General features: G+C 72.0%; 19 protein-coding genes and 1 pseudogene. 10 read left to right on the forward strand and 10 right to left on the reverse strand.

Features of this window, described 5'->3' with window-relative positions; all coding sequences use genetic code 11:
• Positions 1 to 4 precede the first annotated feature (4 nt).
• Together ACE1OC_RS20205 and ACE1OC_RS20210 are read right to left on the reverse strand one after the other, a co-directional pair.
• Positions 5 to 592 carry a TetR/AcrR family transcriptional regulator gene (locus ACE1OC_RS20205; RefSeq protein WP_351371510.1) on the reverse strand — a complete coding sequence of 196 codons (588 nt, stop codon included), beginning with the start codon at positions 590 to 592 and terminating at the stop codon, positions 5 to 7.
• Positions 589 to 2148, reverse strand: a complete 1560-nt coding sequence (locus ACE1OC_RS20210) for a 3-hydroxyacyl-CoA dehydrogenase (protein ID WP_407838189.1) — start codon at positions 2146 to 2148, stop codon at positions 589 to 591. The genes ACE1OC_RS20205 and ACE1OC_RS20210 overlap by 4 nt, the downstream gene beginning before the upstream one ends.
• 157 nt (positions 2149 to 2305) lie before the next feature.
• Here ACE1OC_RS20210 and paaN point away from each other — a divergent pair, with 157 nt between their 5' ends.
• Positions 2306 to 3988: a phenylacetic acid degradation protein PaaN gene (gene paaN / locus ACE1OC_RS20215; protein WP_407838190.1), complete on the forward strand. Its 1683-nt coding sequence runs from the start codon at positions 2306 to 2308 to the stop codon at positions 3986 to 3988.
• Here the strand turns inward: paaN and ACE1OC_RS20220 are convergent.
• From ACE1OC_RS20220 to ACE1OC_RS20230, 3 genes are all read right to left on the reverse strand, one after another.
• The gene (locus tag ACE1OC_RS20220; protein ID WP_407838191.1) at positions 3985 to 4746 is read right to left on the reverse strand and encodes a TrmH family RNA methyltransferase; all 762 of its coding nucleotides are present in this window, start codon (positions 4744 to 4746) and stop codon (positions 3985 to 3987) included. The genes paaN and ACE1OC_RS20220 overlap by 4 nt on opposite strands.
• A 141-nt stretch (positions 4747 to 4887) precedes the next feature.
• On the reverse strand, positions 4888 to 6090 hold the full coding sequence (locus tag ACE1OC_RS20225; RefSeq protein WP_407838192.1) for an HTTM domain-containing protein: 1203 nt from the start codon (positions 6088 to 6090) through the stop codon (positions 4888 to 4890).
• Entirely contained in the window at positions 6075 to 6734 is a 660-nt protein-coding gene (locus tag ACE1OC_RS20230; RefSeq protein WP_407838193.1) for a DUF5819 family protein, read from the reverse strand. Before ACE1OC_RS20230 ends, ACE1OC_RS20225 begins: the two co-directional genes overlap by 16 nt.
• Before the next feature lie 145 nt (positions 6735 to 6879).
• On the opposite strand from ACE1OC_RS20230, the pseudogene paaA reads away from it, so the two are divergent.
• The 6 genes and pseudogenes from paaA to ACE1OC_RS20260 all read left to right on the forward strand — a co-directional run bounded on the left by paaA (position 6880) and on the right by ACE1OC_RS20260 (position 11961).
• Positions 6880 to 7940 (forward strand): annotated as a pseudogene (gene paaA / locus ACE1OC_RS20235) (1,2-phenylacetyl-CoA epoxidase subunit PaaA).
• A complete protein-coding gene (paaB, locus tag ACE1OC_RS20240; RefSeq protein ID WP_243331024.1) occupies positions 7937 to 8221 on the forward strand; it encodes a 1,2-phenylacetyl-CoA epoxidase subunit PaaB in 285 nt (94 codons plus the stop codon). Before paaA ends, paaB begins: the two are co-directional and overlap by 4 nt.
• Positions 8218 to 8982: a 1,2-phenylacetyl-CoA epoxidase subunit PaaC gene (paaC, locus tag ACE1OC_RS20245; RefSeq protein WP_407838194.1), complete on the forward strand. Its 765-nt coding sequence runs from the start codon at positions 8218 to 8220 to the stop codon at positions 8980 to 8982. Before paaB ends, paaC begins: the two co-directional genes overlap by 4 nt.
• A complete protein-coding gene (paaD, locus tag ACE1OC_RS20250) occupies positions 8979 to 9509 on the forward strand; it encodes a 1,2-phenylacetyl-CoA epoxidase subunit PaaD (RefSeq protein WP_407841623.1) in 531 nt (176 codons plus the stop codon). The genes paaC and paaD overlap by 4 nt, the downstream gene beginning before the upstream one ends.
• Positions 9510 to 10679 carry a 2Fe-2S iron-sulfur cluster-binding protein gene (locus ACE1OC_RS20255; RefSeq protein ID WP_407838195.1) on the forward strand — a complete coding sequence of 390 codons (1170 nt, stop codon included), beginning with the start codon at positions 9510 to 9512 and terminating at the stop codon, positions 10677 to 10679.
• A 121-nt stretch (positions 10680 to 10800) separates the two neighbouring features.
• Positions 10801 to 11961, forward strand: a complete 1161-nt coding sequence (locus ACE1OC_RS20260) for an acyl-CoA dehydrogenase family protein (protein ID WP_407838196.1) — start codon at positions 10801 to 10803, stop codon at positions 11959 to 11961.
• Positions 11962 to 12156: 195 nt separating this feature from the next.
• On the opposite strand, the gene ACE1OC_RS20265 is transcribed toward ACE1OC_RS20260, so the two are convergent.
• The 5 genes from ACE1OC_RS20265 to ACE1OC_RS20285 all read right to left on the reverse strand — a co-directional run bounded on the left by ACE1OC_RS20265 (position 12157) and on the right by ACE1OC_RS20285 (position 17421).
• Positions 12157 to 12501: a rhodanese-like domain-containing protein gene (locus ACE1OC_RS20265; RefSeq protein ID WP_250738739.1), complete on the reverse strand. Its 345-nt coding sequence runs from the start codon at positions 12499 to 12501 to the stop codon at positions 12157 to 12159.
• A 104-nt stretch (positions 12502 to 12605) separates the two neighbouring features.
• Positions 12606 to 13457, reverse strand: a complete 852-nt coding sequence (locus ACE1OC_RS20270; protein WP_407838197.1) for a J domain-containing protein — start codon at positions 13455 to 13457, stop codon at positions 12606 to 12608.
• 114 nt (positions 13458 to 13571) lie between these two features.
• Positions 13572 to 15011 carry a DUF2252 domain-containing protein gene (locus ACE1OC_RS20275; RefSeq protein ID WP_407841624.1) on the reverse strand — a complete coding sequence of 480 codons (1440 nt, stop codon included), beginning with the start codon at positions 15009 to 15011 and terminating at the stop codon, positions 13572 to 13574.
• A 119-nt stretch (positions 15012 to 15130) separates the two neighbouring features.
• On the reverse strand, positions 15131 to 15778 hold the full coding sequence (locus ACE1OC_RS20280; RefSeq protein WP_382977861.1) for a response regulator: 648 nt from the start codon (positions 15776 to 15778) through the stop codon (positions 15131 to 15133).
• Positions 15779 to 15798: 20 nt separating this feature from the next.
• On the reverse strand, positions 15799 to 17421 hold the full coding sequence (locus ACE1OC_RS20285; protein ID WP_407841625.1) for a sensor histidine kinase: 1623 nt from the start codon (positions 17419 to 17421) through the stop codon (positions 15799 to 15801).
• 344 nt (positions 17422 to 17765) lie between these two features.
• Here ACE1OC_RS20285 and ACE1OC_RS20290 point away from each other — a divergent pair, with 344 nt between their 5' ends.
• The 3 genes from ACE1OC_RS20290 (at position 17766) to ACE1OC_RS20300 (ending at position 20328) form a co-directional block, all read left to right on the forward strand.
• On the forward strand, positions 17766 to 18377 hold the full coding sequence (locus ACE1OC_RS20290) for a MerR family transcriptional regulator (RefSeq protein ID WP_407838198.1): 612 nt from the start codon (positions 17766 to 17768) through the stop codon (positions 18375 to 18377).
• 363 nt (positions 18378 to 18740) lie between these two features.
• Complete coding sequence (locus ACE1OC_RS20295) at positions 18741 to 19646, forward strand: sensor histidine kinase (RefSeq protein ID WP_407838199.1); 906 nt, start codon at positions 18741 to 18743, stop codon at positions 19644 to 19646.
• Positions 19630 to 20328, forward strand: a complete 699-nt coding sequence (locus tag ACE1OC_RS20300) for a response regulator (protein ID WP_389694412.1) — start codon at positions 19630 to 19632, stop codon at positions 20326 to 20328. Before ACE1OC_RS20295 ends, ACE1OC_RS20300 begins: the two co-directional genes overlap by 17 nt.
• The last annotated feature ends 57 nt before the right edge of the window (positions 20329 to 20385 follow it).

Raw genomic sequence — 20385 nt, forward strand, 5'->3', positions numbered from 1 at the left:
CGGTTCAGCGCTGCGTGCGCAGGCCGTCCAGGGCCATGCTGACCACCGCGTCCGCGAGCTGGTCGGGGGTGGTGCCCGGGTGCGGGCGGTACCACTCGACCAGGGAGTTGACCATGCCGAAGAGGAGGCGGGTGGCGAGGCGGATGTCCACGTCCGCCCGCAGGTCGCCCTCGGCGGCGGCGGCCTTCAGCAGCTCCGCGACCTGGTGGTCGAACTCGCGGCGGCGCTCCAGGGCCCAGCGCTCGGTGCGGGTGTTGCCCCGGACCCGCAGCAGCAGGGTGACGTAGGGGAGCTCCGCGACGAGGACCTCGACCGTGCGGCGCGTGACGTACTCGACGCGTTCGACCGCGCGGCCGCGTATCGCCCCCGGCTCCGCCAGGACCGCGAAGAGCTCGTCCAGGGCCCGGCTGACGGCGCGGTGGAGCAGCTCCTCCTTGCCGGCGACGTGGTGGTAGATCGAGGACTTCGAGATGCCGGCCGCCTTGGAGAGGTGCTCCATCGACGTGCCGTCGTAGCCGCGCTCGTTGAAGATCTGGACGGCGACGGACAGGAGCGTCTCGGGCGTGTAGGTGTCCCGCTTGGCCGTGGTCATTCCGTCTCCCCCGCCTCGTCGTCCGCGTCCGCCGCCTCGGCCTCGTCCGCGGCCTCGTCTTCGTCGCCCGCCGCGTAGCCGAGCTTGTACAGCGCCAGCGAGGGCGCGTACCGGCCGCCGGGACAGCGCTCGTCGAGGTGGTGCAGCAGGTCGTACGCCCAGTCGCGGCCGAGCCGGTCGTGCCATTCGGCGGGGCCCGCCGGGTAGTTGACCCCGAGCCGCATCGCCGTGTCGATGTCCTCGGCGCCCGCCACCCCGCGCGCGACGGCGTCTGCGGTGAGGTCGATCAGCATCGCGACCGTCCGGGCGACGATCATGCCCGGGACGTCGCCGATGACGGAGACCTTCTTGCCGAGCTTCTGGAACAGCCCGACGGCCTCCGCGAGCGTCCGCTCGCTCGTGTCCTCGCTGACGGAGAGCGCGATCCGGGTGGCGTCGCGGTAGTCGAAGGCGAGGTCGAAGTAGACGACGTCGGCGAACTCGATCGCCGTCTTGCCGTCGGCGAGCACGAGCTGGCCCTCGCCGGGCAGCTGGATGTACGGGCCCCCGTGCTCGACGTCCACGACCTCGATCCCCGCCTCCTCCAGGAGGTCGAGGAGACCGGCCGCCGGTCCGAGGTCACCGACGACGGTCACCTTCGCCGGCGCGTCCTCGGGGCCCGCGGTGTGCGGCGCCGGGGCCTTCGCGTCCGGGCCGTACGGGTACCAGCCGTGGCCCGACTTGCGCCCGAGGCGGCCCGACTGGACCAGCCGCCGCTGCGCGAGGGAGGGGGTGAACTTGGGGCTGCGGAAGAAGGACTCCCACACCGAGCGGGTGACGGCCTCGTTGACGTCCTGGCCGATCAGGTCGGTCAGCGCGAAGGGGCCCATCTTGAACCCGCCGCTCTCGCGGAGCACGGCGTCGATGGTCGCCGGGTCGGCGCCCTGCTCCTCGTACACCGCGAAGGCCTCGGCGTAGAAGGGCCGGGCGATCCGGTTGACGATGAAGCCCGGGGTGTCGGCGCAGCGCACCGGCGTCTTCCCCCAGCCCAGGACGGTGGCGTACGCGCGGTCGGCGGCGGCCGGGTCCGTCGCGGACCCGGAGACCACCTCGACCAGCGGGAGCAGCGGGGCCGGGTTGAAGAAGTGCAGGCCCAGGAAGCGGCCGGGGTGCGCGAGCCCGGCGGCGAGCTCGGTGACGGAGAGGGAGGAGGTGTTGGTGGCGAGCAGCGCCTCCGGTGAAACCACCTCTTCGAGCGCTGCGAAGAGCGCCCGCTTGACGGTGACGTCCTCGACGACCGCCTCCACCACGAGGGCCGCGCCGGCCAGCTCCGCCAGCTCGGCGGCCGATGCGATCCGGTCGATCGCGTCCTCGGCCTCGGCGCGGTCCAGCCGGCCCTTGGCGGCCATCCGCTCGACCCGGTCCTGGACGAATCCGACCGCGTCGGCGGCGAGCAGGGCGTTGATGTCGTAGATCAGCACGCGGTGACCTGCGAGAAGGGCGACTTGGGCGATGCCCTGCCCCATGGTGCCGGCGCCGACGACCGCCACTGTGCGGGACCGCTCGATTGCTGTCATGCCCAGATCCTCCCGCACCGACTTGTCCACAGGCCTGCCGGGCCCTCTTGTCCCGACCGATCGTTCGGTTACTCTAACTCCAGTCTGCTCTTGTTCATCCCTTCTTGCCTGCCCCGATCGCCTGATCCCGCCCGGCTCAAAGAGGAGTTGGTCCCTGATGGCCGCCGAGCTCACCGTCCCCCAGCTGTCCGCCAAGCACCGGCCCACCCTGGACCAGGCGCTGGCCACCATCCGCAGCCGCGCCTACTGGTCCCCGCACCCCGAGCACCCCAAGGCGTACGGCGAGACCGCGCCGGCCGACGGCCTCGCGGCCTTCGAGGCGCTGCGCGGCACCCGGCTCGACCTCGGGCAGCCCGGGACCGACGGCTGGACGGGCGCGGAGACCTCCCCGTACGGAGTGGAGCTCGGCGTCGAGTACCCGCACGTGGACCCGGAGGTGCTGCTGCCCGCGATGCGGGCCGGCATGGGCGCCTGGCGGGACGCCGGGCCCGAGGTGCGCGCCCTGGTCTGCATCGAGATCCTGGCCCGGATCTCGGCGCGGACGCACGAGTTCGCGCACGCCGTCATGCACACCAGCGGCCAGGCCTTCATGATGGCGTTCCAGGCGGGCGGCCCGCACGCACAGGACCGCGGCCTGGAGGCGGTGGCCTACGCCTACGAGGAGCAGACCCGCGTCCCGGGGCAGGCCGACTGGTCGAAGCCGCAGGGCAAGAAGGACCCCCTCGAACTCGGCAAGACCTTCACGGCCGTCCCGCGGGGCATCTCCCTGATGATCGGCTGCAACACGTTCCCCACCTGGAACGGGTACCCGGGCATCTTCGCCTCCCTCGCCACGGGCAACCCGGTGCTGGTCAAGCCGCACCCGCGCGCCGTCCTCCCGCTGGCGCTGACCGTCCAGGTGGCCCGCGAGGTCCTCGGCGACGCCGGCTTCGACCCGAACCTGGTCGCGCTGGCCGTGGAGCGCCCGGGCGAGGGCATCGCCAAGGAGCTCGCCGTCCGGCCCGAGATCAAGGTCATCGACTACACCGGGTCCACCGAGTTCGGTGACTGGCTGGAGGTCAACGCCCGCCAGGCGCAGGTCTACACGGAGAAGGCCGGCGTCAACACCGTCGTCCTGGACTCCACCGACAACTACAAGGGGATGCTGTCCAACCTGGCGTTCTCCCTCTCCCTCTACAGCGGCCAGATGTGCACCACCCCGCAGAACCTGCTGATCCCGCGCGACGGCATCGAGACGGACGCCGGGCACAAGTCCTACGACGAGGTCGTCTCGGACCTCGCGGGCGCGGTCGGCGGCCTGCTCGGCGACGACGCGCGGGCCAACGCCCTGCTGGGCGCGCTGGTCAACCCGGACGTGAAGGCCCGCCTGGAGGCCGCGGCCGGGCTCGGCGAGGTCGCGCTCGCCTCGCGCGAGGTGACGCACCCCGACTTCCCGGGCGCGGTCGTGCGCACTCCGGTGATGGTGAAGCTGGACTCGGCCAAGCCGGACGACTCCGCCCCCTACCTCTCGGAGTGCTTCGGCCCGGTCTCCTTCGCGGTGGCGGTCGACTCCACGGCGGGCGCCCTGGAACTGCTGCGGCGCACCGTCCGCGAGAAGGGCGCCATGACGGTCGGGGCGTACACCACGTCCGCGGACACCGAGCGGGCCATCGAGGAGGTCTGCCTGGAGGAGTCGGCGCAGCTCTCGCTGAACCTGACGGGCGGGGTCTATGTGAACCAGACCGCGGCCTTCTCCGACTTCCACGGCTCCGGCGGCAACCCGGCGGCGAACGCCGCGCTGTGCGACGGCGCCTTCGTGTCGAACCGCTTCCGCGTGGTGGAGGTCCGCCGCCAGGGCTAGAAGGCCTCCTTCGGCCCGCCCCAGTGGAAGAGGGCCATGGCCACGCTGGTGGCCAGGTTGTAGCTGGAGACCTGCGGCCGCATCGGCAGGGACACCAGGTGATCGGCACGGGCGCGCAGCTCGGGCGAGATGCCGTGGCGTTCTGAGCCGAAGGCGAGCAGGGCCTCGTCAGGGAGGGTGAGGGCGCGGATGTCCTCGCCCTCCGGGTCGAGGGCGTACAGCGGGCCGGGCGGCAGCGTGCCGAGCTCCACCCGGTCCACGGTCGTGGCGTAGTGCAGCCCCGCGCCCGCCCGGACCACATTGGGGTGCCAGGGGTCCAGGTCCCCCCGGGTGACCACGCCGGTGGCGCCGAAGCCGGCGGCGAGCCGGACGACGGCGCCGACGTTGCCCAGGTTGCGGGGGTTGTCGAGGAGCACGATCGGGGCCGTCCTGGGCCGTGCGTCGAGCCGGGCCCGCCCCTCGGACCGGCCGGGCCGGACCGCGAGCGCCGCCACCCCGGTGGGGTGCACCCGCGCCAGCAGCGCCTTGAGCGGGGCCCGCCGCACCAGCCGGGCCACGTCCGCCTCCACGTCCTCGGCCAGCTCGTGCGCGAGGCCCCGTACGGCTTCCGGTTCGTCGGCGACGACCAGCCTGACGTCCGCCCCGAACCGCAGGGCGTGCTTCAGCGCATGAAACCCGTCGAGGAGGACCAGGTCCTGCCTTTCGGCAGCCTCCTGCCACTGCCGTGCGATCTCCTCGGGACTCCCGTACTCACTCATACGCCGAGCGTACGGGCCCCTCAGCCGTCAGCCCGCCCGGCGTTCGAGGGCACGGGCGCGCAGCGCACGTACGGGTCCGGGCGAAGCCCGGGGAACGGTGGAAGGGCGGGTAGGGGACGGCCCCCGCAGGGCCGCCGGGCCTCAGCGCGGGACGGGGCTGGGGAGCGCGGGCTCCGGATCCGCGTAGGGCTCCCGGTCCGGCACGGACCGCCGCGCGGCGACCCGCGCACCGAGCCAGACGAGAAAGCCGGTCGGCAAGAACACCGCATCGGCGGCGATCATCGCCATCGAGAAGAACGGCAACCCCAGCAACACGGCGATCCCGGCGTGCTCCAGCATCATCAGCGCCAGCAGCACGTTCTTGATGCGCCGGTTGAACAGGGTGAACGGGAAGGCCACCTGGACCGCGACCGTCCCGTAGGACAGCAGCATGACCAGCGTGCCGCTGCTCCCGAGGAAGGCCGAGACCCCGGGCCACGGGGTGAAGTAATCCAGGTTCAGCGGGTAGTACAGCGCCGTGCCGTCCTGCCACCGCGAACCCTGGATCTTGTACCACCCGGCCGTCGCGTAGATCAGGCAGACCTCCGCCATGATCACCAGCATTCCGGCGTTGTGCAGCAGGTTGGCCAGGACGTCGAGGACGGCCCGCCCCTCCCCCTCCGGCTCGTAGCGGTCGACCATCCACCACAGCGCGGCGAGCACCCATAGGGCCGCGAAGACCACCAGCCAGCCGGTACTGAACCGCCCGGTCGCGGCCCCGTACGCGAAGACCGCGCCGAGCACGCCCCACAGCACCGGCCCCGCCCGCCCGGCCGAGGCCGCGCCGAGCCGGCGGGCGCGGCGGGCGTCCAGCGACCACACCTGCGCGCACCGGGTCAGGACGAGGTAGATCGCCATCAGGTGGATGACGTTGTCCCCGCCGTCGCCCATGAAGACGCTGCGGTTCTGCAGGGACAGCACACCGACCGCGAACACCACGGAGGTCGCACGGGTGCGCCAGCCCAGCATCAGCAGGGCGGACGAGAGCACGGCCGCGGCGTAGACGATCTCGAACCAGAGCGCCGAGTCCGACCACATCAGCACCGTGAAGGCGCGGTTCGAGTCGATCAGCTGCCGCGCCAGCTCCCAGCTCCACGGCCCGTCCGGCCCGTACATTTCGTGGCGGTGGGGGAACTCCCGCAGCAGGAAGAACAGCCAGGTGCCGGCGAAGCCGATGCGGACCACGGCGCTCTGGTACGGCCCCAGCGCCTGTCCGCTGACCCGGGCCAGCGCCCGTCCGGCGGAGGCCTTGAGCCCCGCCACACCGGGCCCCTCCACCCCGGGCCCCCTCAGGGCGTCCACCACGGCAGCTCCCGGTAGTACGTCTGGGTGTCGGCCTTCTCGTCGGACCACTTGGGTGCGGCGACCTCCGTCGTCGCCCCGCGCAGCTGGATCCGTACGATCCGGGCCCCTCCCTGCCGGTCCAGCCGGTCCAGGGCGATCCGGCGCAGGTACTCCTCGGCGAGGGCGCCGCGATCGCCGGTGGGCTTGTTGTCGTCGTCGTGGGAGGAGGTGAAGAAGTCCCAGGCGCGGCGGAGCTCGTTCTGCTCGGTGTGGCTGGGCAGCAGGCTGTGGCGGATGGCCGCGCCGTCCTCGGCGGACAGCCCGCGCCAGTCGCCCGTCACCAGCTGTCCGTCGTCCGTCCGCACTTCCGCGCGCACCTCCACCGCGATGTTCTGCTGGAGCGGGTTCGGGGCGAAGAGCTTCCAGTTCTGTTCGAACTCGGGGTAGATCCAGCCGTCGATCGTGCGGGCGTGCCGCTTGCTGACCGTGTTGGACGGGGCCACGTGCAGGAAGACGAGGGCCAGGTGACCGCAGGCGGCCACCGCCACCGCGCCGAGGGCGAGGGCCGTGACGACCCGGTACGGCGTGGACAGGCCGGCGATTCCGGGGGCTCTGGGCGGGGGTGGAGCCGCCTCCTCGAGGGGCTCGCGCTCGTTCGAATCCATCCCGCCCCGATCATCCGGTGTCCACAGGGTTGACCACAGAGGTTGACACCCTACGGGCCCTCGTCCCACCATTGAAGTGCATGAACCGAACGATCGGTCGGTCGGGCGGGACGAGGCGGGAACAGACCTCTGACAGGGGGCCGTGATGGTGGCAGTGACCCCGGCAGTGACATCGGGGACCGGGGGGCGGGACGCGAAGCAGGACGCCGTGCAGGACGCGGGGATCGGCGTGACCGCCGACCTCGGCGCGCAGCTCGCGGCGGCCTTCGACGCGGCCGTGGCGGCCGACGAGCGGTGGAGCCGCGCGACTGGATGCCCGACGAGTACCGCGCCACCCTGGTCCGTCAGATGGCCCAGCACGCCCACTCCGAGATCATCGGCATGCAGCCCGAGGCGAACTGGATCACCCGCGCGCCCTCGCTGCGCCGCAAGGCGATCCTGATGGCGAAGGTCCAGGACGAGGCCGGCCACGGCCTGTACCTGTACAGCGCCGCCGAGACCCTGGGCACGAGCCGCGACGAGCTCCTCGACAAGCTCCACGCCGGGAAGCAGAAGTACTCCTCGATCTTCAACTACCCCACGCTGACCTGGGCCGACGTCGGCGCGATCGGCTGGCTCGTGGACGGCGCGGCGATCACCAACCAGGTCCCGATCTGCCGCTGCTCCTACGGGCCGTACGCGCGGGCCATGGTCCGGATCTGCAAGGAGGAGTCCTTCCACCAGCGCCAGGGGTACGAGCTGCTCCTCGCCCTCTCCCGGGGCACCGAGGCCCAGCACGCGATGGCGCAGGACGCCGTGAACCGCTGGTGGTGGCCCTCGCTGATGATGTTCGGCCCGCCGGACGCCGAGTCGGGGCACTCCGCGCAGTCGATGGCCTGGCGGATCAAGCGCCACACCAATGACGACCTGCGCCAGCGCTTCGTGGACATCGCCGTTCCGCAGGCCGAGTCGCTGGGGCTGACCCTGCCCGACCCGGACCTGAAGTGGAACGAGGAGCGCGGGCACCACGACTTCGGAGCCATCGACTGGGCGGAGTTCTGGGAGGTCCTCAAGGGCAACGGCCCGTGCAACGAGGAACGGATCGGCCAGCGCCGCACGGCGCACGAGGAAGGCGCCTGGGTGCGCGACGCGGCCGCGGCGTATGCGGAGAAGCAGGCGGCGGCCACGGCCGCCGCGGCAGAAATCGGAAGCGAGGCACGGGTATGACGCAGAACTGGCCCCTGTGGGAGGTGTTCGTCCGCTCGCGGCGCGGCCTCTCGCACACGCACGCGGGCAGCCTGCACGCCCCCGACGCGGAGATGGCCCTGCGCAACGCCCGCGATCTCTACACCCGGCGCGGCGAGGGCATCTCCATCTGGGTGGTGCCCTCCACGGAGATCACCGCCTCCTCCCCGGACGAGCGGGACCCGTTCTTCGCCCCGTCCGCCGACAAGCCGTACCGGCACCCCACCTTCTACGAGATCCCCGAGGGGGTGCAGCACCTGTGACGAGCACCGAGACGAGCACCGGAGCGGGTACGGCCACCGGAGCGGGTACGCCCGCCGAGGCGGCGGCGCTGGCCCTCGGCGACGACGCGCTGATCCTTTCGCACCGCCTCGCCGAATGGGCGGGCCACGCGCCCGTCCTCGAGGAGGAGGTCGCCCTGGCGAACATCGCCCTCGACCTGCTCGGCCAGGCCCGCGTCCTGCTGTCGACGGCCGGCGACGAGGACGAGCTGGCCTACCTCCGCGAGGAGCGGTCCTTCCGCAACCTCCAGCTGGTCGAGCAGCCGAACGGCGACTTCGCCCACACCATCGCGCGCCAGCTCTACTTCTCGCTCTACCAGCACGAGCTCTACGGCGAACTCGCGCGCGGCGACGGCCCGTTCGCGCCGCTCGCCGCCAAGGCGGTCAAGGAGACCGCCTACCACCGCGACCACGCCGAGCAGTGGACGCTGCGGCTCGGCGACGGCACCGAGGAGAGCCGGCGCCGGATGCGCGCCGGTCTGGACGGGCTGTGGAAGTACACCGGGGAGATGTTCCGGCCGGTGGACGGGCTCGACGAGATCGACTGGGCCGCCCTGGAAGGCCGTTGGCTGGCCGCGCTGGGCGGCGTGCTGGAGCGGGCCGGACTGGAGCTGCCCCAGGGGCCGCGGCACGGCGCCTGGGCGGCCGGAGCCGGCCGGCAGGGGCTGCACACCGAGTCGTTCGGGCGGCTGCTCGCGGAGATGCAGCACCTGCACCGCAGCCACCCGGGGGCATCGTGGTGACCGGCGCCGGTGCGGGCGCCGCCGTCGGCGCCCGCACCGAGCAGACCCGGCTGGAGGTGGAGCTGGCCGAGCTGGCCGGCTCCGTCCCCGACCCCGAACTGCCCGTGCTCACCCTCGCCGAGCTCGGCGTGATGCGCGGGGTGCGGATGCACGAGGACGGCCACGTGGAGGTCACCCTGACCCCCACCTACACCGGCTGCCCGGCCATCGAGGCCATGTCCGCCGACATCGAGCGGGTCCTGACCGACCACGGCATACCGGAGGTCCGGGTACGGACCGTGCTGGCCCCCGCCTGGTCCACCGACGACATCAGCGCCGAAGGCCGCCGCAAACTGGCGGAGTTCGGCATCGCCCCGCCGCGGCCGCACGCCGCCGGCGGACCGGTGCCGCTCACCCTGTCCGTCCGCTGCCCGAACTGCGGATCGACGGACACCGAGCTGCTCAGCCGGTTCTCCTCCACCGCGTGCAAGGCGTTGCGCCGCTGCATCGCCTGCCGTGAACCGTTCGACCACTTCAAGGAGCTGTAAATGGCCGTGTCACCGCCGTCGCCCACGCCGGTGGCGCCCGTCGGCCCGGAGGCCTCCGCGTCGGCGCGCCCCGCGCGCCACGGCGCGTTCCACACCTTGACGGTGACGGCGGTCGACCGGCTCACCGAGGACTCCGTGGCCCTGACCCTGGCCGTCCCGCCGGAGCTGCGCGCCGAGTACCGGCACGCGCCCGGCCAGCACCTCACCCTGCGCCGCGGCGGCTCCGGCACGGCGGGCACCGCGGAGGTCCGGCGCACCTACTCGATCTGCTCCCCCGCCCCGGCCGCGGACGGGCCCGGCCCCGCCGCGCTGCGGGTCGGGGTGCGGCTGGTGGAGGGCGGGGAGTTCTCCTCCTTCGCCCACAAGAAGATCGCCGCCGGGGACGTCCTGGACGTGATGGTCCCGGCCGGCCGCTTCGTCCTGGACCCCGCGGCGGCGCCGCCCGCCGCGCACTACGCCGCGATCGTCGGCGGCAGCGGCATCACCCCGGTGCTGTCGATCGCCGCCACCCTCCTCGCCGCCCGCCCCGACGCCCGGTTCTGCCTCGTGCGCAGCGACCGCAGCGCGGCTTCGACGATGTTCCTGGAGGAGGTCGCCGACCTCAAGGACCGCTATCCCGACCGGTTCCAGCTCGTCACCGTGCTGTCCCGGGAGGAGCAGGAGGCCGGGCTGCCCTCGGGGCGCCTCGGCGAGGAGCGGCTGACGGAGCTGCTGCCCGCGCTGCTGCCGGTCGCGGAGGTGACGGGCTGGTTCCTCTGCGGGCCGTACGGTCTGGTGACGGGAGCGGAGCGGGCGCTGGCCGCGCTCGGCGTCCTGCGGACCCGGGTCCACGAGGAGGTCTTCCACGTGGAGGACACGGCCCCGCCCGCGCGCACCGCTTCGACCGACGCCACCCGCGGCCGGGTCACGGCGCGGCTCGACGGCCGCTCGGGCACCTGGCCGGTGCGCGACGGCGAATCCCTGCTCGACGCGGTGCTCCGGGCCCGCGCGGACGCCCCGTACGCCTGCAAGGGCGGGGTGTGCGGCACCTGCCGGGCGTTCGTCGTATCGGGCGAGGTGCGGATGGACCGCAACTTCGCGCTGGAGGAGACGGAGACGGAGGCCGGGTTCGTGCTGGCCTGCCAGTCGCACCCGGTGTCGGAGGAAGTGGAGATCGACTTCGACCGCTGAGCCTGCGTACCCTCCCGCTGCCGCCCCCCTGTCACATTTCCAGGCTGTGCTTTTTCAGGAACGTGTTCTATCTTGACGCACCGTCAGGAAAGCACGATTCGGGTACGCGGGAGGACAGGCAGTGGACTTCACCTTCACCGAGGAGCAGCAGGCCGCCGTCGAGGCGGCCAAGGCCGTGTTCGCGGACGTGGCCCCCGACGGCGTGCCCAGCCCCGCACTCACCCCGAGGGCGGTGGCCGAGGAGTTCGACCGCGAGCTGTGGGCGAAGCTCGCCGACTCCGACCTGCTGAGCCTGGTCCTCTCCGAGGAGCACGGCGGCTCCGGACTCGACGCCATCGCCCTGTGCCTGGTCCTGCGCGAGTCGGCGCGGGTACTGGCCCGGGTGCCGCTCCTGGAGCACTGCGCCACCGCCATGGCCGTCCAGGCCCACGGCAGCCCCGAACTGGCCGGCGCCCTGCTGCCCGGCGCCGGGCGGGGCAGCCTCGTCCTCACCGTCGCCGCGCACGGCCGGAGCGGCCACGACCCGGCCGAGCTGTCCGTCACCGCACGGCGGGAACGACAAGAACGACAAGAAGGGGACACCTGGGTCCTGGAGGGCCTCCAGACGGCCGTCGCCTGGGCGCACAGCGCCGACTGGATCGCCGTACCGGCCCACACCGGGGAGGGCGAGGCGGTCCTCGCGTTCGTCCCCCGGGTCGCCGAGGGCCTGTCCCTCGCGGAGCAGTACTCCACCAGCGGGGAGCGGCTCGCCGAGCTCACCCTCGACGGCGTACGGGTCCCGGCCTCGCACCTGATCGAAGCGCCCGGCGCCTGGGACCACCTGCGCCAGCTCCTGGCCACGGGGACCTGTGCGCTCGCGCTGGGACTCGGCGAGAACGTGCTCACCATGACCAGCCAGTACACGAGCAAGCGCGAGCAGTTCGGCTTCCCGGTGGCCACTTTCCAGGCCGTCGCCGTCCAGGCCGCCGACCGCTACATCGACCTGCGCGCCATGGAGGTCACCCTCTGGCAGGCCGCCTGGCGGCTCGACGCCTCCACGGGCGGAGCGGGCGGACCGCTGCCGAGCGCCGGTGACGTGGCCGTGGCCAAGATCTGGGCCTCCGAGGGCGTACGCCGCGTCGTGCAGACCGCACAGCACCTGCACGGCGGCTTCGGCGCCGACACCGACTACCCGCTGCACCGCTACCACGCCTGGGCCAAGCAGCTGGAACTCCAGCTCGGCCCGGCCGCGGCCCACGAGGAGGCACTGGGCGACCTGCTGGCCGCCCACCCCCTCGCCTAGGGCGTCTCTTTCGGATCTTGTCGGCCGAGCCCGCGGCGTCTGGTGCCGTGCCTGGCCGTGCTGTCGGGGCACGCGCGTACTGGACGTACTCGGTTGCCCTGGCAGTGCGGCCAGGCGCGGTGCCAGGCGTCGCGGGCCCGGCAAGATCCGAAAGAGACGGCCTAGGACCGCCCGGCCCCTCACGGGGCCGCCGTCTCAGACGACGAAGCCCGGGGTGCCCGCGTCGGTGACGACCGGGCGGCCCGCGGCCTCCCAGTCCTGCATGCCGCCGGCCACGTTCACGGCGTCGATGTCCTGGCCCCGCAGGTACTGGGCCACCTGGGCGGAGCGTCCGCCGACCCGGCACATCACGTAGACCGGGCGCTCGTCCTCGATCTTCTCGGTCAGCTCACCGATGCGCGCGACGAACTCGCTCATCGGGATGTGCAGCGCGCCCTCGGCATGGCCGGCCGCCCATTCGTCGTTCTCGCGAACGTCGAGGACAAAGGCTTCGGAAGGCAGCGCGGAGGCGGCCACCGAGGGAAGCGGTCCGGAGTTCATGTCTGTCGCCTTCTCTCGTCACGGATAGCTGAGCCAACCTATCCGACCCGGCCCCAGCCTCGGCCGACCGAGGCCGGGCCGAGGCCGGGCCGCGGCCCGGCGGCTCACTCGGCGGTGAGGGCCGCCAGCTCCGCCTCGCGCTTCTCCACGTCGCCGAGCAGCTGCTCGGCGATCTCCTCCAGCAGCCGGTCCGGGTCCTCCGGGGCCATCCGCAGCATCGAGCCGATCGCGCTCTCCTCAAGGTCCCGGGCCACCACCGACAGCAGCTCCTTGCGGCGCGAGAGCCACTCCAGGCGCTCGTACAGCTCCTCGCTCTCGCTCAGCCGCTGCTCGGCCGGCGCCGGGCCCTGCGCCCACTCCTGTGCCAGCTCGCGCAGCACCTGCTCCTCGCCGCGCCCGTAGGCCGCGTTGACCCGCGCGATGAACTCGTCGCGCCGCTCGCGCTCGACCTCGTCCTGGGCCAGGTCGGGATGCGCCTGACGGACCAGCTCGCGGTAGAGGCGGCGTACCTCCTCCGAGGGGCGCACCCGCTCCGGCGGCCGCACCGCGCGGTCCGTGAGCATGGCGGAGGCGTCGTCGGACATCCCGTCCGAGTCCAGCCAGTCGTGGAAGAGCTCGTCCACCCCGGGCATCGGCATCACCAGAGAGCGGGCCTCGCGCGCACGGCGCAGGTCCTCCGGGTCCCCGGTGCGCTGCGCCTTCGCCTCGGCGATCAGCGCGTCCAGCTCGTCGAGCCGCGAGTACATGGGGCCGAGCTTCTGGTGGTGCAGGCGGGAGAAGTTCTCGACCTCCACCCGGAAGGTCTCCACCGCGATCTCGAACTCGATCAGTGCCTGCTCGGCGGCCCGCACCGCGCGCTCCAAGCGCGCCTCGGGCCGTTCGTCGGCAGCGGGGCCAGGGCCACGGCCAGGACCGGAGCCGGGCTCGGACGCTTCGGGAACAGTCTGCTCGCTCACCCGGCCAGCCTAAGGCCCTGGGACCCGGGTGTTTCACGTGAAACATCCACCGGTTTCACGTGAAACATCCCGACTGCTCGCCCCTGACTCAGACCCCGGTCTCAGACCCCGGTCTCAGACCCCGGACTCCGCCGCGATCCGGCCGGACCGCACCGCCGCCACCAGCACCGCGTGGTCGGCCTCGCTCCGGTCGGCGTAGGCCACGGCGAAGCCGGCCACGGCCTCGTCCAGCTCGTCGCTCTTGCCGCAGTACCCGGCCAGCAGCCGCGGATCCGCGCTGTGCGCGTGCGCCCGCGCCAGCAGGGCTCCGGTCATCCGCCCGTAGTCGTCGAACTGTTCGGCGGCCAGCGCCGCCGGGTCCACGCTGCCCTTGCGGTTGCGGAACTGGCGGACCTGGAAGGGCCGCCCCTCCACCGTCGTCCAGCCCAGCAGGATGTCGGAGACCACCTGCATCCGCTTCTGCCCGGCCACCACCCGGCGGCCCTCGTGCTCCTCCGGCGGAGAGACGAAGCCCAGCCCGGGCAGGTGCGGCAGCAGCGCGGAGGGCCTGGCCTCCTTCACCTGGAGGACCAGCGCCTCACCCCGGTGGTCCAGCAGCAGCACCACGTACGAGCGTGTGCCGACGCTGCCCGTGCCCACCACCCGGAAGGCCACGTCGTGGATCGCGTACCGGGCCAGCAGCGGCAGCCGGTCTCCCTGCAGGGTCTCCAGGTACGGGCCCAGCGCGGCCGCCACGGCCGCCGCCTCCCCGTCCCCGACCCGGCGCAGCACGGGCAGCGCGTCCACGAAGGCGCGGCCCCCGTCGGGGGTGCGCTCGGTGGACTTGGCGGCGAACCGGGCGGAGGTGTTGTTGCGGGCCTTCTCCGAGACGCGTTCCAGGGTGCCCAGCAGGTCACGGGCATCGGTGTGCGAGACCAGTTCCTCGTCCGCGATGGCGTTCCACGCGTCGAGGGCCGGCAGTTTGGCCAGCAGGCGCATCGTGCGCCGGTAGGCGCCCGCCGCGTCGTGCGCGGCCGCCCGGCAGGTCTCCTCGTCCGCGCCGGCCACCCGGCCCGCCAGGACCAGCGAGGTGGCCAGCCGCTTGAGGTCCCACTCCCACGGACCGAAGACGGTCTCGTCGAAGTCGTTGAGGTCGATGACCAGCCGGCCGCGCGCGTCCCCGTACAGGCCGAAGTTGGCCGCGTGGGCGTCCCCGCATATCTGCGCGCCTATCCCGGTGACGGGACCGCCGGAGAGGTCGTGGGCCATCAGCCCGGCCGCCCCGCGCAGGAACGCGAAGGGGTTGGCGGCCATCCGGCCGACCCGTATCGGCGCGAGTTCGGCGACCCGCCCGACGTTGGACTCCTCCACCGCGCGCACCGCGTCCGGGCGGTCGCCCGGAGCCTCGAACCGCGCGTGCGCCGACCGGGGCACCTTCGTGCGCAGCGCCTTGCCCGCCTCCCGGGGCGAGACGGCGGGCGAACCGGCGGGCGAACCGGCGGCGGAACCGGCCCACGCACCCGCGTCGCGCGCCGCCGACCCGGCGGAGTACCGCTGAGCGAACCCCTCGACCATCGGGATCCGTACCGTCGACACCGTCGACACCGTCGACTCCGGTCCCACGCCGTGCTGCTGCGCTACCGCCGTCATGCGCCCCGCCCCCTGATCGCCATCGGATTTCGGCCCGACCGTACCTACAGCCCGGCGTCCCTGGCCAGCAGGGCCGCCTGCACCCGGTTCTCGCATTCCAGTTTCGCCAGGATCCGGCTCACGTACGTCTTCACCGTGGCCTCGCTCATGTGCAGCCGCCGCCCCGCGTCCGCGTTCGACAGCCCCTCCCCCAGCAGCGCCAGCACCCCGCGCTCGCGCTCGCTCAGTTCGGCCACCCGGCGCCGCGCCTGCTCGTCACGGCCTGCCGTCCGGCCCGACGCGATCTGGTCCACCACGTGCCGGGTCGCCGCCGGGGACAGGTACGCGTCCCCCGCCGCGGCCGCCCGTACGGCGCCGATGAGTTCGCCGGGCGCCGAGTCCTTCAGCAGGAACCCCGCTCCGCCTCCGCTCAGCGCCCGCAGCACGTTCTCCTTCTCCCCGAAGGTGGTCAGGATCAGCGCCCGCACCTCGGGTGCCGCCCGCCCGAGCTCGCCCAGTGCCGTCAGCCCGTCCATCACCGGCATCTGGATGTCGAGCAGCACCACGTCCGGGCCGTGCGCCCGGGCCAGTTCCACCGCCTCCCGGCCGTTCGCCGCCTCGGCGACGACCTCGATGTCCGCCGCCGAGGTCAGGATCATCCTGATCCCGGCCCGGATCAGCGGTTCGTCATCAGCGATCACCACGCGGATCACCTTGGCTGTCACCCCTGCTCCTACTGCTTGGCCTCGTACGCCTGCTTCTCGACGAGCTTGCCGTCCTTGAAGCAGAACCGGAAAACGCTGTCGCTGTCCCAGTCGCCGCCGCCCTCCGCGAGCAGGGCCAGACAGCTGGCACCCCGCGGAATCGGCGGCCCCTTCCGGTCGAGTCCGTCGGTCAGGATGGTGTCGCCGCTGGGCAGCCGCGACCGTACCGCGCTCTCCGGCTCGCCCACCTGGATCTCGTCGTACTCGGCCCGGCCGATCGTCGCGTCGCTCACCGAGCCCACCAGCAGCGCCACCGCGGCCCCGATCACGATCAGCAGCACCACCACGGCCGCGACCGCGATCCCGCAGCCCAGCGTCACGCCCCCGACGCGACTTCCGTTCAGCAGCTTCCGGTCGACCGCGTCCCAGTCCACCGGCCCGGCGTTTCCGCTCAGTGTCCTGGCCTGCACCTGCTGTCCGAAGTCGTCGGCGACCGCGCCCGGTCCCGCCTCCTCGGCCCCGGCCGGCTCGGTCCCGTACGGGAGCACCCCGGCCACCCGGAACCCGCCGCCCTCCGCGGTCCCCGCGTAGACCATGCCGCCGACCAGCCGGGCCCGTTCGCGCAGTCCGGTCAGCCCCTGCCCGCCGGACACCACCTCACCGGCGCCCGGGCCGGCCGCCGGTCCGTTGGCGATCTCCACCACCAGGGAGTCGTCCTCGTACCGCAGTTCCACCGTGATGGGCGCGCCCGGCGCGTGCTTGTAGGCGTTGGTCAGCGCCTCCTGCGCGATCCGGTACGCCGCGTGGTCGCACGCCGCGACCAACGGCCTGGGCTGCCCCGCGGTGGTGAGCCGTACGTCCGTCCCCGCGCTCCGTGCCGACTCCACGATCCCGGCGATGCCCGCCACCCCGCGTGCGGCGGGCTGCGCCTCTTCGACCGGCAGCGGCGCCTCCACCCCGTCCCGCAGGATGCCGACGACCTCGCGCAGCTCGTGCATGGCCGCGACCGAGGCCTGGCGCAGGACGCCCACCGCCTCGCGCTGCCGGTCGGTGAGGACCGGATCGACCTCCAGGGCGCCGGTGTGCACCGAGATCAGCGCGAGCTGGTGGCCGAGGCTGTCGTGCATGTCCTGGGCGATGCGCTGGCGTTCGCGCAGCCGGGCCTGGCCCGCGACCATCGCCCTCTCGCGCAGCAGCTGGGCGTTGCGCTCCTGGAGGGCGCGCAGCAGCGTATGGCGCTGGGACCAGTAGCGGCTGGCCAGGCCGGGCATGACCACCATGGCCAGGAACATCAGTGCGCTGAAGACGACGATCAGCACCGCGCGGCCCTGCGACCACTCCTTGACCACGCTGAGGACGACGGCCAGGGCGAAGGCCCCGGTGAAGGCGCCGAGCGCCCGTCCGACGCCGACGATGCGCCGTCCCGCCGACCAGCCGAGGGGGATCGCCACGAGGAAGGCCCCGGGCAGGTAGACGCCCACCACCGAGCCGGCCACCAGCGTGGACACCGGCAGCCGCCGCCGGAGCAGGGTCAGCACCACCACGGCCACGGCACTGGCCAGCATCCGCGCGGCGGAGCCGTTGTCGATGTCCTCGACCCCCAGCCCGATCAGCACGAGCACCCCGGCCAGCGCCAGATCCCCCGCCAGCATCCGCCGGGTCCAGGGCTCGGGCCCCTTCACCCAGTCCCATCCCGCACGCACCCTCGCCGTCACATCCACCCGCCCGACCCTAGACACCGCGCCACCACCGGGCTGCCCTCTTTCGTCGCGCCCCCCGCAACGAAAGTCTCCCGGCGCAGTCCCGCTGCTTCTCCGCTACAGGCGGCCTGCCTCCGAAGGGGAGCACCCCCCTACATCTTTCGAGGCAGCACCGTCGCCGTCGGGCCGCTCCGCCTTGTGAGCCCCGTCTCTCCTACCTAAGGTCCTGCCATGACCGAACGGAATGGATCACGCGGGGAAACCGGCGGCAGTGAAGATCGGCGGGTGGAAGAGGCGTGCAGCTACGGGAACTGAGCGCCGAGATCCGCATCCCCCTCCACGTCCTTCAGCTGTACGTACGCATGGGACTGCTCCCCGCTCTTCCCGCGTACGACGAGTCCCATGTCCGTAGGGCCGTATTGGTAAGAACGCTGCTGGACGTCGGCGGTCTTTCGTATTCCTCCGCCCGCCGCGTCGTGCAGAAGATAGACATGTCGCCGCCGCCGATCGGCGAACTGTGCGGCACCATCCAGTACGCCCTGCCCTCGGCCGGTTCGGAGGCGCAGGACCAGAATTGGGACCGGGCCCGGGAGCGTGTTCAGGCACTGGCCCTGGCACGGAACTGGCGGGTGAGTCCGGAGAATCCGGCGTGGCACACCTTGACGCAGACTCTCGTCGCGGTGGAGTGGCTCGGACACGACGACCTGCTGCGCCTCCTGGACACTTATGCGGACGCCTTGGAACCGGTGGTGGCCGCCGAGGTCCGTCTCCTGCACGAACAGCCCGATCCGGAGAGCGCGGCCGCGCACATGGTGACGGGAACCGTTCTCGGGGACGTCGCATTCTCCGCACTACGCCGCCTTATCCACGAGCACGCTTCCTCCCAAGAACCGTCCGAATGTCCGTAACCGCAACTACCGTCCAGTAAGTACCTTAAGGTTGACGCCCCTACGGTTGACGTGCATGCTGTTTGGTGATCAACGGAGCCCACTCCTTCCGAACAGAACGACCGCAAGGGGATAGGCGACTTCGGGCTACAGCAAGGGCGGGGGATCTTGCGGTACAACCCAGACGGACACGGGATCGATACACCAAACAACACAAAAGAAGAGGTGGGATTAGCAAAGTTATTCCGGCACCAGCAGCCAGAACTTCTCGAAGAATACCGAAACACCCTGATCGAGCATCACAATCCATTAGGCTCGAATCCGGAAGCATGGGCCACCTGCAGAGAACAAGCCCAGCACATTCTCGCCGAATGCCTCCGCGCGATGGAAGACGGAGCCGAGGAACCACTCGACACCCATCTCATCGCGAAAACCCGAAGGCTCAGCGGCGCCCGCATCTCGCAGGGAATCGCACCCATCCATTCGGTGCGCGCCGGGGCCCTGCTCTTCCAGGTCGCCACGAGCCACCTCATCCGGATCGCCTCGCCCCACCCCGAGGACCAGCGCTGTCTGATGAAGATGCTGCCGGTACTGCAGTCATCGATCACCCAACGGCTCGAAGCCGGCTCCACCGGGCACGACCTCTTCCTGCTCGACGTCGTACGCGATGCCACCCGGCACGGCCGTGACGGCATGGCCCGCGAGATCCACGACCGCATCGGCAGCTCCGCCAGCCTCGCCCTGCGCCAGCTGGAGCTCTACGAGCTCACCCGGCACCCGTCGGGAACGGACCCCAGGCTCGAAGCCCTGAAGCAGGCCATCCTGGAGACGCTCTACACCACGCGGGACATCGTGACGGACCTGCGGACCCGGGCGGAAGCCACCCAGTCCCTCTACGTCTCGCTCTCGGCCTTCGTCTCCGCCATGGCCATGGACGACGTACAGGTCGACATCCACGTGACCGATCCGGGCGACCTGCTGCCGGACGAACTCACCGAAGACCTCTACCTGATGCTCCGCGAATGCCTGCGCAACGCCTTCACCCACGCCCGTTCGGCGCGGATCGACATGGAGGTCCGCGTCGAGGCGGGCCGGGTCGACGCATCGGTACGGGACGACGGCACGGGCTTCGACCCACACGCCCACCGGCGGGGAAACGGGCTGTCGTCCCTGACCGAACGCACCAAACTGCTGGGCGGCCGACTCACCATCGACAGCGCTCCGGGGCAAGGGACGGCGATCGCCCTGGCCATCCCCTTCGACACGGAGAGCCATGCACACGCCAACTGAGCCGCGCCCGGCCGCCGAACCGCTCCGCATCATCGCCGTCGACGATCACTCACTGCTGCGCCGGGCCCTGTGCGAGCTGATCGAATCGGAGGACGACCTCACCGTCGTCGCCGATACGGACACCTCCGAGGGACTGGCCGACCTCGTGGAACGCACCAGACCCCACGTGGTCCTCCTCGACGTGGAAATGCCGGGTCACCACGCGCCCACCGTCGTGCGCGCCCTGACCACCCGCTTTCCCCAATTGCACGTACTGATCCTGACCATGCACAGCGACGCGCAGCTGGTACAGGAACTGCTCGCCCACGGAGCCCGCGGCTATCTGCACAAGAGCGTCCCGCGCGAATCGCTGCTCGCGGCGCTGCGGAACACCGCCTCCCGCGACCCGCACGTCACGATCGCCCTGCCGAGCAGCGGCGTTCCCACCGTCGGATTCAGCACCTCGCACCAGACCCTCTCGCCTCGGGAGCGGGAGGTGCTCACGTACGTCGCCGCCGCCCTGAGCAACCGGCAGATCGCCGTCCGGTTGCGCATCACCGAGGGCACCGTGAAGCGGCACCTGCGCAACGTATTCGAGAAACTCGGCGCGATATCACGCATCGACGCGGCGAACAAGGCAATTGATGCGCGGCTGATCAGAAGGCCCGGGCCGGAAGACCGCCCGGGTGCCGGAAGGGGATAGGACCAAAAGACTGCACAACAGGCCCGTCCGTATGCCTCTTTGAGAGTATCGGGGTTA

The organism is Streptomyces stoeckheimensis (assembly GCF_045822005.1).
In the GTDB taxonomy this organism is placed as follows: domain Bacteria; phylum Actinomycetota; class Actinomycetes; order Streptomycetales; family Streptomycetaceae; genus Streptomyces; species Streptomyces stoeckheimensis.